The 11,758-nt window shown below is 67.1% G+C and carries 13 protein-coding genes and 1 pseudogene; 8 read left to right on the top strand and 6 right to left on the bottom strand.

Annotation, left to right across the window (positions count from 1 at the left end):
* Positions 1 to 4: 4 nt before the first annotated feature.
* From DIE15_RS11510 to DIE15_RS11500, 3 genes and pseudogenes are all read left to right on the top strand, one after another.
* Entirely contained in the window at positions 5 to 985 is a 981-nt protein-coding gene (locus DIE15_RS11510; protein ID WP_124833244.1) for an NADPH:quinone oxidoreductase family protein, read from the top strand.
* A 91-nt stretch (positions 986 to 1,076) separates the two neighbouring features.
* Complete coding sequence (locus DIE15_RS11505) at positions 1,077 to 1,514, top strand: nuclear transport factor 2 family protein (RefSeq protein ID WP_124833243.1); 438 nt, start codon at positions 1,077 to 1,079, stop codon at positions 1,512 to 1,514.
* Positions 1,515 to 1,603: 89 nt separating this feature from the next.
* Positions 1,604 to 1,876, top strand: a pseudogene (locus tag DIE15_RS11500) (iron chelate uptake ABC transporter family permease subunit); the annotation flags it as partial.
* A gap of 70 nt (positions 1,877 to 1,946) precedes the next feature.
* On the opposite strand, the gene DIE15_RS11495 reads toward DIE15_RS11500, so the two are convergent.
* Positions 1,947 to 3,311, bottom strand: a complete 1,365-nt coding sequence (locus tag DIE15_RS11495) for an ATP-binding protein (RefSeq protein WP_124833242.1) — start codon at positions 3,309 to 3,311, stop codon at positions 1,947 to 1,949.
* Positions 3,312 to 4,037, bottom strand: a complete 726-nt coding sequence (locus DIE15_RS11490; RefSeq protein ID WP_057928365.1) for a response regulator — start codon at positions 4,035 to 4,037, stop codon at positions 3,312 to 3,314.
* A 245-nt stretch (positions 4,038 to 4,282) separates the two neighbouring features.
* Between DIE15_RS11490 and DIE15_RS11485 the strand changes: the two genes are divergently transcribed.
* On the top strand, positions 4,283 to 5,029 hold the full coding sequence (locus DIE15_RS11485) for a MipA/OmpV family protein (RefSeq protein ID WP_124833390.1): 747 nt from the start codon (positions 4,283 to 4,285) through the stop codon (positions 5,027 to 5,029).
* Positions 5,030 to 5,176: 147 nt separating this feature from the next.
* On the opposite strand, the gene DIE15_RS37605 is transcribed toward DIE15_RS11485, so the two are convergent.
* On the bottom strand, positions 5,177 to 5,320 hold the full coding sequence (locus DIE15_RS37605; RefSeq protein ID WP_260428230.1) for a hypothetical protein: 144 nt from the start codon (positions 5,318 to 5,320) through the stop codon (positions 5,177 to 5,179).
* On the opposite strand from DIE15_RS37605, the gene DIE15_RS11480 reads away from it, so the two are divergent.
* The 3 genes from DIE15_RS11480 to DIE15_RS11470 all read left to right on the top strand — a co-directional run bounded on the left by DIE15_RS11480 (position 5,271) and on the right by DIE15_RS11470 (position 6,784).
* Positions 5,271 to 5,573 carry a hypothetical protein gene (locus tag DIE15_RS11480; RefSeq protein ID WP_260428229.1) on the top strand — a complete coding sequence of 101 codons (303 nt, stop codon included), beginning with the start codon at positions 5,271 to 5,273 and terminating at the stop codon, positions 5,571 to 5,573. The genes DIE15_RS37605 and DIE15_RS11480 overlap by 50 nt on opposite strands.
* Before the next feature lie 32 nt (positions 5,574 to 5,605).
* Entirely contained in the window at positions 5,606 to 6,181 is a 576-nt protein-coding gene (locus tag DIE15_RS11475) for a DUF3304 domain-containing protein (protein ID WP_124833389.1), read from the top strand.
* A gap of 123 nt (positions 6,182 to 6,304) precedes the next feature.
* The gene (locus tag DIE15_RS11470) at positions 6,305 to 6,784 is read left to right on the top strand and encodes a DUF3304 domain-containing protein (RefSeq protein ID WP_124833240.1); all 480 of its coding nucleotides are present in this window, start codon (positions 6,305 to 6,307) and stop codon (positions 6,782 to 6,784) included.
* Between the two features lie 100 nt (positions 6,785 to 6,884).
* Here DIE15_RS11470 and DIE15_RS11465 read toward each other — a convergent pair whose 3' ends face one another.
* On the bottom strand, positions 6,885 to 8,120 hold the full coding sequence (locus DIE15_RS11465; protein WP_124833239.1) for a transglycosylase SLT domain-containing protein: 1,236 nt from the start codon (positions 8,118 to 8,120) through the stop codon (positions 6,885 to 6,887).
* 424 nt (positions 8,121 to 8,544) lie between these two features.
* Positions 8,545 to 9,705, bottom strand: coding sequence for a porin (locus tag DIE15_RS11460; protein ID WP_124833238.1), 1,161 nt, complete (start codon positions 9,703 to 9,705; stop codon positions 8,545 to 8,547).
* A 468-nt stretch (positions 9,706 to 10,173) separates the two neighbouring features.
* Between DIE15_RS11460 and DIE15_RS11455 the strand changes: the two genes are divergently transcribed.
* Complete coding sequence (locus DIE15_RS11455) at positions 10,174 to 10,767, top strand: flavin reductase family protein (RefSeq protein WP_057928359.1); 594 nt, start codon at positions 10,174 to 10,176, stop codon at positions 10,765 to 10,767.
* A gap of 52 nt (positions 10,768 to 10,819) precedes the next feature.
* Here the strand turns inward: DIE15_RS11455 and DIE15_RS11450 are convergent, their stop codons facing one another.
* Positions 10,820 to 11,716 (bottom strand): LysR family transcriptional regulator, encoded by an 897-nt coding sequence (locus DIE15_RS11450; RefSeq protein WP_124833237.1) that lies wholly within the window; start codon positions 11,714 to 11,716, stop codon positions 10,820 to 10,822.
* Between the last annotated feature and the right edge of the window lie 42 nt (positions 11,717 to 11,758).

The raw sequence follows: 11,758 nt of genomic DNA, 5'->3' as shown, positions 1-11,758 counted from the left end.
AAGCATGAAAGCCCTGTTGTGTACCGCATTCGGCCCGATCGACCGCTTGCGTATCGACGACGTCGCGATTCCCGAACCGGCCGCGGGCCAGGTGCGGATTCGCGTGAAGGCGGCGTCGCTCAATTTTCCCGATGCGCTGATCGTCCAGGGGCTGTATCAGGTGAAGCCGGCGTTGCCGTTCTCGCCCGGCGCGGAATTCGCCGGCGTGATCGACGCGGTCGGCGACGGCGTGAGCGCATGGCGGCCGGGCGACGAGGTGGTCGCATTCACCGGTCACGGCGGTTTCGCCGAGCAGTGCGTGGCCGACGTGCACCAGATCGCGGCGCTGCCGCCGGGGATGACGTTCGAGCAGGGTGCGGCGCTGGTGCTGGCCTACGGCACGTCGCTGCATGCGCTGCAGCAGCGCGCGCGCCTGCAGCAGGGCGAGACGCTGCTGGTGCTGGGTGCGGCGGGCGGCGTCGGGCTGGCGGCGATCGAGATCGCGAAGGCGCTGGGCGCGCGGGTGATCGCGGCCGCGTCGAGCGCGGACAAGCTCGCGCTGTGCCGCGAAGCCGGCGCCGACGACACGATCGACTATGCGACCGACGACTTGCGCCGCCGCGTGGACGAACTGACCGGCGGACGCGGCGCGGACGTTGTCTACGATCCGGTCGGCGGAGCGTACAGCGAGGCGGCGCTGCGCGCGACCGCATGGCGCGGCCGGTTCCTCGTGGTCGGTTTCGCGGCCGGCGAGATTCCGAAGATCGCGCTGAACTTGGCGCTGCTCAAGGAGCGCGACATCCTCGGCGTGTTCTGGGGCGACGCGGTGCGGCGCGATCCCGCGCAGCACGCGGCGAACATGCGCCAGCTTGCGCAATGGTTCGCGGCCGGCAAGGTGCGCCCCGCGATCACCGAGCGCGTGCCGTTGTCGGCTGCGGCCGACGCGATCGCGCGAATGGCGAACCGGCAGGTCAAGGGCAAGGTCGTGATCCTGCCGGACGCATGATCACGCCGGCGCCGAATCATGCGGCGACGGCCCGAACGGGCGTCGCCCTCGATCGAGATTCGTTTGTGTGACGTTACCGGAGTCGTTGAGCATGCAATCCCTGTCGAATCTGCATCCCGCCGTTGCGAACTCGCTCGCTGCGTGGCACGCGATGATCGCGCGCAAGGATTTCGGCGAACTCGGCACGATCGTCCATCCGGATGCCGTGTTCCGCTCGCCGATGGCGTTCAAGCCGTACGGACCCGCGCCCGCGCTGCTGCTGGCGCTGCGCACGGTACTCACGATCCTCGAGAACTTCGAATACCACCGCGAGTTCGCCGACGACGACGGCACGAGCGTCGTGCTGGAATTCAGCGCGACGGTCGGTGACAAGCGGCTGAAGGGGATCGACATGATCCGCTTCGACGGCGACGGACGAATCGTCGAATTCGAGGTGATGATCCGTCCGTTCAACGCGCTGCAGGCGCTCGGGGCGGAAATGGGCGCGCGGCTCGGACAGCAGCTTCCGGGGTTCAAGGTCGGTGGATGAGCGACCGCGGCGCCTGCGCTTCGTTCGCAACCGGCACGGGCGACGACAGTATCGTCTGGCTGATCCGGATGCCGCGCGCGCTGCTCGCCGTGATCGTCGTCGCCTCGTTCGCGACCGGGGCGATGGTCGCGGTGAGCGGCACGATCGGCTTCGTCGGGCTCGCGACGCCGCACCTGTGCCGCCGCATCGTGGGCGCCGAGCACGGCCGGCTGCTGCCGGTCGCCGCATTGACGGGCGCGATCCTGCTCGTGTGGGCCGACGTCGCCGCGCGCACGCTTGCGGCGCCGGAGGATCTGCCGATCGGTATCGTGACCGCGCTGTTCGGCAGCCTGTTCTTCGTCGCGCTGTTGCGGCGGCGCTGAGCGTCCGGCGAGGCGGCGCGGGCGAGAGTGGGGCGGCGCCTCATGTGTCGTCGCGCCGCCGCCCCCGTGTTTATCGAAGCGGTGAAACGGCGTGGTCGGCCCGGGCGCGTGCCGCACTCGTCTGCGCGTCGCCCAGGAAGTCCGGCAAGGTTCGCGCCGGCAGCGAAATCACGAAGCGCGCGCCGCCGAGCGGCGAATCCTCGAGCCGCACGTTGCCGCCGTGCACGAGCGCGACGCGCCGCACGATCGCGAGCCCGAGACCGAACCCGCCGGTCTGCCGGTCGCGGCTCGAATCGAGCCGCTGGAACGGTTCGAACACGCGCGCGCGTTCGGCGGCCGGAATGCCCGGGCCGTCGTCGTCGACGCTCAGCACCAGCGCGCCGGACGCATCGTGCGTCGCGGACAGCAGGACGGTGTGCGACGCATAGCGTGCGCCGTTGCGAATCAGGTTCAGCAGCGCGCGGGCGACGAGTTTCGGATCGCACACGTGGGTGGCGGGCGCGCCGGTCGTCGATACGCCGAGCGTGAGGCCGCGGTCGGCGACGTCGTTCGCGACGTTGCCGGCGACGCTGTCGAGCAGCGCATCGACGACGACGTCCATCGGCGCGAGCTCACTGGCGCCTTGCTCGAGCCGCCCGATCGTCAGCAGCTCGGTTACCAGTTCGTCGAGTTCGCGCACGTCGCGCCGCAGTTCGTCGCGGCGTTCGCGCATCCGGCCGCTCTCGCCGGATTCGGCGAGCAGCGCGAGCCCGAATTCGAGGCGTGCGAGCGGCGTCTTCAGCTCGTGCGAGATTCCGTGCATCATCTCGCGCTGCTGCTTGATCGATGCCTCGATCCGCTCGGCCATGTCGTTGAATTGCTGCGACAGTTCGTAGATGTTCGAGCGGCCGGACAGCTCCACGCGTGTCGACAGGTTGCCCGCGCCGAATGCGTGGGCCGCGGCCTGCAGCTTGCGCAGGTCGCGCCAGTGATACGAGATCCACACCACGACCGCGAACAGCGCGGCGAACGCGAGCAGCAGATACGCATAGATCTTGATGTCGAGGTCGGGCGCCTCGATTGGTCGCGCGTGCAGCACGGAGCCGTCCGCGAGCGGCATGTAGTAATCCTTGCCGTCGTAGCTGATCGCGATTCGGCCGGCGTCGAGATCGCGCAGCGGCGTGCCGCTCAATTGCGCGCGGGCGTCGGCTATCGTCATGAAGCGGAATCCCTCGTTGCCGTGCTTCGCGAGTTCGCGCAGCGCGAGCGTGCGCTGCGCGCCCGGATGGCGTTCCAGATAATCGTTCAGCACGAACGCATAGGTTGTCAGCGAGGCGCGCTGCGCTTGCGCGACGCGTTCGTAGAAGATCCGGTCGAACGTGAACTCGATGAACATGATCGATCCGGCGACGCACAGGATCACGATGAGGTACAGCCTGATCAACGGGCGCAGCATTTATTCGTCCCACGCGGACGGGCTGAACAGGTAGCCGCGACCCCAGATCGTCTTGATCTTGTGCGGCTCCGACGACGCATCCTCGAAACGGCGGCGCAGCTTCGAGATGCCGGAATCGACCGAGCGGTCAAGGCCGTCGAATTCGATCCCGCGCAACTGCTTCAGGATGTCGTCGCGGCTCAGCACGGTGCCGGCCGCGCGCGCGAGGATCAGCAGCAGGTTGAATTCGGCCGTCTTCAGGTCGACCGGCTCGCCGCGCCACGTGACCGTCCGGTTCGGCGGCGAGATCGTCAGTTCACCGAATACGAGCGCGTCGGGCACGGCTGCGGGCGTTTCGGTCGCGGCCGGCTGCGCGCGGCGCAGCAGCGCGCGGGCGCGCGCCACCAGTACGCGCGGCTCGATCGGCTTCGTCACGTAGTCGTCGGCGCCGGTTTCCAGGCCCGCGACCTGGTCGTAGACGTCCGCACGCGCGGTGAGAATCAGCACCGGGACGTTGGTGAAGGCGCGAATGCGCCGGCACACCTCCATCCCGTCGAGATTCGGCAGCATCAGGTCGAGTATCACCAGCGCGGGCTGGTGCTCGCGCACCGCCGCGACGGCCAGGTCGCCGCGCCGCACGACCGTTACCGCGAACTCGTAGTTGTCGAGGTATTCGCGCACGAGCTGCGCGAGGCGATCGTCGTCCTCGATCAGCAGTACACGGTATTTGAGCGGATTGTCGTACATGGTCTCCTCGATATGCACGCGTCGTCTCGCATCCGGCTGGCGGATGCGCGGCGCGGCACGCGAATTCTAGCCGGCGTTCCGGCGGCCCGGGCGGCAGGGCGACAATCGCGAACAATCGAACACAATTGAGCACAGATTCCTCGCAGATTCCGGACAGTCTCGGCGCACGGCGGCACCTAGACTTCGGGCTCCGTCACTCTTATCTCGATATTGTGCGCTCAACCCTCCGCCGCTCCCGCTATTGCGTGCCGCTTGCCGGCCTGACCCTTGCCGCCGCCGCCCACGCGGAAAACCAGTATTCGCTTTCGCTCGGCGGCGGGTTCGCGCCGCGCTACCCGGGCAGCAATCAGTATCGCGGCGTCGTCACGCCGGGGTTTTCCGCGAAGTTCGGCAACGGCTTCTTCATCGACGGTACCGAAGGCGCTGGCTACAGGCTGGACCTGCCGCACGGCGCGTTCGTGTCGGCGGCGGTGAGTTACGACCCGGGCCGTGCGGACGAGAACCGCTTCGACCTGCCGGGTTCGGACTACCTGAAGGGGATGGGCCGGGTTCCGGGCTCGGTGCTCGTCGGCGTGCGGGCGGGTGTGACGCTGTTCAACGCGGCCGTGTTGAGCGTCACGGTCGACACCCCGGTGACGCATACGTCACGCGGCGTGTCGGGGCATGCCGACCTCGCGGTGCCCGTATTCAAGACCGCGCAGCACGAGATCGTCGTGACGGGCAGCGTGCATGCCGGCACCGGTCGCTATATGCAGACGTTCTATGGCGTGACCGATGCACAGTCGATGACGAGCCGCTTCCGGCCGTATTCGACGGGCGGCGGGATCGACAGCGCGACGATGTCGGTCGCGTGGAACCGGAACGTGTCGCGGCACTGGTCGGTGCTCGCGACGGGCGGCGTGACGCGGTTGCTCGGACGCTATGGCGACAGCCCGATCGTCCGGTCGCGCAGCAACTACTACGGGATGGCCGGCGCGACCTACAAGTTCTGAACGGGTTGCCGGCGCGCACATGCGGCACGCGATGCGTCGGCGTCGCGCCTTCGCCGCACATCGCGTGCGGTAACATGCAGGCAGGTCCGGTACCACGCCAGGGGCGGGACGCCAGTGCGCCGAAGCGGATCGGCGGCGTCGAACCGATCACGCATGCAATGCCCGGTCATGCGCGAGCGCCGCACATGGACTGCCGGGCCGCGACAGGGAGAAGCCGATGAAGAATACGAACACGATCGCGATGCTCGTTGCACTCGTTGCGAGCGCAACCTTTTCAGGATGTTCGGACATGAACACGAAGCATCCGAATGCCACCGCCGGCGGCGCCGCACCGATCGCCGCGCCTGCGTGCAAGGCGGACGCCGCGCCGGACGACGCGTTGATCGGCAGGACCGAGGCCGATGCGGCCGCGCTGCTCGACGGCTGCCTGTGGCGCGTGCTTGAACGCGACGGCAAGTCGTTGCCGGGCACGATGGACTATCGCCAGGAGCGCCGCGACCTCGGCATTCGCGACGGCAAGGTGATCTGGGTGCGGCGCGGGTGACGGATTCGGGCGGTGGGAAGGTGGCTCGAGAGATCGGTTTGAATGCCGGATCCACGGCGTTTGCCGCTCGACTTCTGATGTTCGCGGCCATCCTGCTGGGGACGCTCGGGTGTTCGCGATCGTCCGGCGAGTCGCCGTCGGGCGTCTCGGCCGCACCCGAAACGATGGCGTTGAAATTGAATGCCCTCAACTACACCGACGATCCGATCGGTGCGTTCTATGTCGACGGCAGGTGGGGCGGCGCAGTACCGTCGCGCGTCGGCAGCGGCGGCGGCGCGATCGTCTGCTGTGTTGCATTGCCGAAAAAATGGCATCCGGGCCTGACCGTCAACCTGCAATGGCGGGACGATAATCTGTACGAGAAGGATCCGAAGGCGCTCGCGAGCCGGATCGTGCCCGTCGAGCGCTACGACGAATTCTCGGACGGGTTCCTGTGGGTCCTGTTCTTTCCGCACGATCGAATCACGGTCTACGCATCGCAGTGGATGCCCGGCTACCGCGGCTTTCCGCAAGACCTTCAGCCGCCCGACGAAGCCTGCCCGGGAAACTTCACATTGCGCAACAGCGATCCGCTATGTCCGAATCCTGATAAAAGGATCGCGCCGTGAGCTTTCGATTGGTGTCGCGGTGTTGAACAGGGCGGGCGGACGGCAGTTGATCGAACGGGTTCGTTCGCAGATCCGCCGTTGCGCAGGGGCGGCAACCACGGCGCAAATGTGCGAAGGATATCGATGAAATTCAGGGCAGGGATGCACGCCTGGACGCTGATCGGGCTCGCTGTGCTCGCTTCATGCGGCAAGCATGGCGTCGACGTGTCGGCAGAGCCGCATGATGTGTGCGTCACCGGGTACAACGAGTACGGCCGCAAGCTGCACGAATTCTGGCTCGACAACGAGCATAAGTCGGGATGCTTCGGCAATCCGTCGGCGCGGGAGAGCGGCGAGGCATTCGGCGGCGGCGGCGGTTTCGCGTGCGGCTGCAAGGTGACGCCGGGGCAGAGGGTGAAGCTGTTCTGGGAATTCGCGCAACCGCTGGACGAGATTCGGCGTGGCATCCGGCCAGAGCGCAAGACGATCGATGTGACGATTCCGCAGCCGGAATCGCCGGCTTCGCGCTATTTGCGTGTGTATTTCCGCAAGGACGGCACTGCCGAGCTGCAGTGGGTCGACGACATGAACGCGCCCGAGCTCAAGCCGACTCAGGAAAAGTGAGCGCCATCGCCGAACCAACCTGAACGGTGGCGCGATGACGCTCGGCCGGTAGCCCCCCGGCCGATTCACGCCGGCCATCCAGGCGCAGCCCTTCCGCACGTTACTTCGAGATATACCAGAGCGCGTCCGTGCTGATGCGTGCGGCCGGCGTTGTCGCAGCTGGCGCCCGAGGCGTCGCAACGGGCGCCGTCGTGTTCGACGTCACTGCGGTGGGCCATGTCGCCGGCGTATCCGACGCGGTCGATGTCGTCGAGGAATTTGCGGTACTCGAGGTCGCTGCCGGACCCGACGTCGACGCCGTATCGATATACCAGAGCGCATCGGACGATGCGGTGCGCTTGGCCGCGGCATTGGCAGTGTGTTTCGAGGCGGGCGGCGTGGCGGCGGTTGTCGTCGTCGCGCCCGCGCGCTGCGTGCCCGCACCCGCCTGCGTGGTCGCGCCGGCGCCCGCCGTCCCCGCCGTGCCCCGCTGCGCGCGCGCCTCGAACGGCCCGAGCTGGAAGATTAACGTTTGCGCGGGACGCGTCAGAACGGCATACGGGAACTGCAGCTCCCACGACATCAGCACGCGGCCCGACGACGTTTCGGTGAAGATCGCCGGCACATGCTTCATGTCGCTGAACTGCACGTAGATCCGCGCACCGTCGTCGAACACCTGGGTCGGCTTGGCCTGGTCGGCGCCCGTCACCGTCCAGCCGAAGTTGTACGTGCCGGCCGGGCCGGCGGGCCCGCCTTGCGGCGGCGGGGCGGCCGGCGCGAGCGTGCGGGCACGCGCGACCGGCGGCGCCGACACGCTCAGGCTCGCGAACGGGTTGTACGTCTGCACCTGTTGCGGCGGCGTAAAGGAGGGAGGCAGGATGGGCATGGGAGTATCCGGCGAATCCGGCATGGTCCGGATTGCATCATAGACCTTGCGGGCATACGCGAGGCGCTTGTCGGGCGACGCGGCGTTGTACGCGCCGATCGCGTTCCAGTTGGCGCCGAGCTGGCGGATGTTCTGCGACAGGATCCACGCGCCGACGTACGCGTTGGTGCACGCATCGAACAGGCTTTCCCGAGTGATGCCTTCGCGCGCGAGCGTCGGCAGCCAGGTGCTGTTGATCTGCATCAGGCCGATATCGACGGTGCCGTTCGTGTTGGTGTTGACGGCGTTCGGATTCATCCCCGATTCGACCTGCGCGATGCCGCGCAGCAGGCTCACGCTCACGTGCTGGAACGTGGCCGCGTCGTCGAGGCAGTCGGCCCGTGCGAGCCCATGCAGCGCGCACGACAACGCGATCGTCGCGGCGATCTTCGGCGTGGTGTGGCTGATCGAACGGGCAGTCTGACGCGGCATGGCAGGATGGGGCGGGATCCGGCCGCCCGGTGCAAGGAAATTACGCAGACGCGAAGTGTGCCATAGCGCGCAGACAAATGGCTCGCGTCAAACTTTCCTTTGCATTTGCCGGCGCTTTTGCCGGGCATTTTCCTTGGCGTCGGTATCGCAGCGCGACGCAATGGAATCGGTAAAAAAGGCTGATTTTCGCGCGCAAGCCGGCACCCGGTCACAGTCGCAATACTGACGTCGCGCGTCAGTTGGGTCGCGAATACGGTAATGAATGATGCACCGATAAGGAAAAGGAAAAAACGCGGCGCGAACGCCGCGCGGGCCGAAAACGACGACGGCGGCCGTAGCCGCCGTGTCGGTGAATCAGCCATCCGGAATTCGCCACGCGATTCCGGCCGGCCGCGCGACACCGCGCGCAGCCGGCCGTCGTCGATCAGAAGCGGTGACGCAGGCCGAGGTTGACCATCGTCTGCGAGCTCGTGCCCGCATAGCCGTACGAACCGATCGACGCCTGCGCGGCCATCGACCCGCCGTTGTCGTCGCCGGTCCGGCCGCTCGCGTGCTGGTACGCGGCCGTCAGGTACACGTCGGTGCGCTTCGACAGGTTGTAGTCCGCGCCGGCCGACACCTGATGATAGGTCGCCGACGTATCGCCGCCCGAGCGCGTATAGCTGTAGCCGACGCCGACGAGCAGCGCATTGGTCGCCTGGTAGTTCACGAAGCCTTGCCCGGTGTTGTAGTGCTCGTTCGAGTCGAACACCGAGCTTGCGTCGCGGCGGTACTGCGCATTGCTGTAGCCGAGGCCGAACGTGAACGGGCCGGCGACGTACTGGCCCGCGATGCGGGCGATGCCGATCGAGTGCGCGCTCGCATAGCCGTTGTTGATCGGGCCGTCGAAGGTGCCGTCCGACGAGCTGGTCCAGCCGTTGCGCAGCCCGTTCGACGCAGGGCTGTTGGTCGCATGGAAGTAGCCGCCCGCGACGCTGAACGGCCCGTTGTTGTACGACACGGCCGCCGAATACGACTGCGCGGCGCCGGTGCTGCCGGCGATGCCGCCGAACGAGTACATCGCCGCGAACTGCAGGCCCGAATACACGGCCGACGTGTATTTCACCGCGTTGTCGACGCGGAAGCTGTTGTCGTAGTTGTCGACGTCGCCCGGCGTCGCGAACACGCTGCCGAGAGTGTTGTCGGCGGTGATGCCCTGCACGAGGTCGACGAGCGGATCGTACTGGCGGCCGAACGTGAGCGTGCCGTAGCGGTCGCTCGTCAGCCCGACGAACGCTTGCCGGCCGAACAGGCGGCCGCCCTGGCCCTGCCGGCCGTTGCTCGGGTCGAAGCCGTTCTCGAGCTGGAACAGCGCCTTCAGCCCGCCGCCCAGATCCTCGGTGCCTTTCACGCCCCAGCGGCTGCCGGCGAGGTTGCCCGCGCTGCTGTTGCCGAGCATCCACGCATTGTCCTTGCCCTGCGCGTGATTCACGTACGTGATTGACGTGTCGATCACGCCGTACAGCGTGACGCTCGACTGCGCATGCGCGGCGGGAATCGCCGCGAACGACGCGAGCGAAATCAGCGAGAGGGTCGTGCGTTTCATTTCAATTCTCCTTGCGTATTGGCTTGCTTTCCTTAACCGGAATGGCAGGAGACTACCGAGCCACGGACGAACGGCAAAAACGAAATTCTCCGATGTGACCTAAAGCAGACATGTGCGTGCTTCAGCAAGGTCCATTGAGAGATTCGCATTATTGATGGTTGTGCATCAATCGATTTTGATTTCGAGACGGGGCGATTGATGTATTGCCGGATTCGTGACAATTCCGCGCGATTGTCGGGAGGGCGGCGCGTTTGTCGTCAATTCATCAATTGATTATTGAATGAATTGAATGGCGAGCGGCAGGCTGGATATGTTATTTGCGCGTGCGTCGGGTCGTGTCGACGTTGAGAGACGACGCCGACACAGGACGACATGCGCAACCTGGCGCAGTGTCAGCGGCGATCCGCATTGGGTGCGAGAATGCGGCCTTCGGTCGTCGCGCGCTGCGCCGCTCATCAGGGAACCCGCATGGACAGTCACATCGCTCCGGTGGAGCTGAAGAAAGCCTACCGTCTCCTCAATCACGGCCCGACCGTGCTCGTGTCGGCGCGTCACGACGGCGTCGACAACGTGATGGCCGCCGCGTGGGCCTGCGCGCTCGATTTCCTGCCGCCGAAGCTGACGGTCGTGCTCGACAAGTCCACGAAGACGCGCGAACTGGTCGAGCGCAGCGGCACGTTCGTGATCCAGGTGCCGACGGCTGCGCAGCTGCAGCTCACGCATGCGGTCGGCAGTCACAGCCTCGCCGAGCGGCCCGACAAGCTGCGCGACGCGGGCGTCACGCTGTTCGACGTCGAAGGCCACGACCTGCCGTTCGTCGCCGGCTGCTCCGGCTGGCTCGCGTGCAAGCTGATTCCCGAACCGCACAACCAGCAGGCCTACGACCTGTTCATCGGCGAAGTGGTCGGTGCGTGGTCCGACACGCGCGTGTTTCGCGACGGTCACTGGTATTTCGAATCGGCCGATCCGGCGCTGCGCAGCCTGCACTACATCGCGGGCGGCAACTTCTATGCGATCGGCGAATCGCTGCACGTCGATCCGGATCACCCGGATCCGCAGTAAGCAGCCGGCCGGTTGTCGGCCATCGTGCCGGCCGTCGTTCCAGGCGCGCGGCTCACGCGCGCTTTTTCAGTTCCGCGAGCATCACGTCGGCGAACGCCTGCGTGACGCGCGGCAGCGTGCGCCCGCGCTTCGCGACGAGCGCGATCGGCCGCACGAACGCGGGGTCGTCGATCGGCTTCGCGACGAGGTCGGGTTCGGCGCGCACTTCGCGCGCGGTCGCCGGCAGGATCGTCACGCCGAGGCCGCCGCGCACCATCGCGACGGCCGTCATCATGTAGGTCGGTTCGCACGCGATGTCGGGCGTGCAGCCCGCTGCGTCCAGCGCGGCATCGACGACGCTGCGCACGCTCGTGCCCTGCGCGGTCAGCACGAGCGGCACGGCGGCGACGTCGGCGGTGCGCACGCGCCGTTTGCGCGCCAGCGGATGATCCTTCGGGCACACGGCGACGAGCCGGTCGGCACCCACGTACAGCACGTCCAGCGACGCATCGAACGCATCGCCGCCGGTCAATCCGAGATCGGCTTCCTCGTTGCGCACCAGCGCAGTGACGAGGCTCGCGACGCCGTCGCGGATCTCGAAGCCCGCGCGCGGCACGTCGCGCCGGAACGACTGGATCAGCTCGGGCAGCAGGCTCGATGCGAAGGTCGGCAGGCAGGCGAGCCGCACCGTGCCGCTCGCGCCTTCGCCGAGCGCACGTGCATCGCGCAGCACGCGCTCCATGTCGTCGAGCGAGCGCTGCAGCAGCGGCAGCAGTTCGCGCCCGGTCTGCGTGAGCGCGACGCTGCGGCTGTTGCGGTCGAACAGCCGCGCGCCGACGATTTCCTCGAGCCGCCGGATCTGCACGGTCAGCGCCGGCTGCGACAGGTGCAGCCGCGCGGCCGCGCGCGTGAAGTTGCCGGCGTGCGCGACGGTGACGAACGCGCGAATGTCGCGAAGGTTCAGATCCATAACGGTTCGTGATTGCTGCGATCAAATCATTTCAATTGTGCT

The sequence above is a fragment of the Burkholderia sp. Bp9031 genome (assembly GCF_003857965.1).
In the GTDB taxonomy this organism is placed as follows: domain Bacteria; phylum Pseudomonadota; class Gammaproteobacteria; order Burkholderiales; family Burkholderiaceae; genus Burkholderia; species Burkholderia ambifaria_A.
This window is presented reverse-complemented; position numbering and strand designations above follow the sequence as displayed.

Excerpts from the sequence above, each read along its gene's own strand:
- DIE15_RS11495 (WP_124833242.1), bottom strand. The coding sequence starts at position 3,311 with ATGCTGCGCCCGTTGATCAGGCTGTACCTCATCGTGATCCTGTGCGTC.
- DIE15_RS37605 (WP_260428230.1), bottom strand. The coding sequence starts at position 5,320 with ATGTCCGAACATCCTGAAAAGGTTGCGCTCGCAACGAGTGCAACGAGC.
- DIE15_RS11460 (WP_124833238.1), bottom strand. The coding sequence starts at position 9,705 with ATGAAACGCACGACCCTCTCGCTGATTTCGCTCGCGTCGTTCGCGGCG.
- DIE15_RS11465 (WP_124833239.1), bottom strand. The coding sequence starts at position 8,120 with ATGCCGCGTCAGACTGCCCGTTCGATCAGCCACACCACGCCGAAGATC.
- DIE15_RS11455 (WP_057928359.1), top strand. The coding sequence starts at position 10,174 with ATGGACAGTCACATCGCTCCGGTGGAGCTGAAGAAAGCCTACCGTCTC.
- DIE15_RS11480 (WP_260428229.1), top strand. The coding sequence starts at position 5,271 with ATGCTCGTTGCACTCGTTGCGAGCGCAACCTTTTCAGGATGTTCGGAC.
- DIE15_RS11490 (WP_057928365.1), bottom strand. The coding sequence starts at position 4,037 with ATGTACGACAATCCGCTCAAATACCGTGTACTGCTGATCGAGGACGAC.
- DIE15_RS11510 (WP_124833244.1), top strand. The coding sequence starts at position 5 with ATGAAAGCCCTGTTGTGTACCGCATTCGGCCCGATCGACCGCTTGCGT.
- DIE15_RS11450 (WP_124833237.1), bottom strand. The coding sequence starts at position 11,716 with ATGGATCTGAACCTTCGCGACATTCGCGCGTTCGTCACCGTCGCGCAC.
- DIE15_RS11505 (WP_124833243.1), top strand. The coding sequence starts at position 1,077 with ATGCAATCCCTGTCGAATCTGCATCCCGCCGTTGCGAACTCGCTCGCT.
- DIE15_RS11470 (WP_124833240.1), top strand. The coding sequence starts at position 6,305 with ATGAAATTCAGGGCAGGGATGCACGCCTGGACGCTGATCGGGCTCGCT.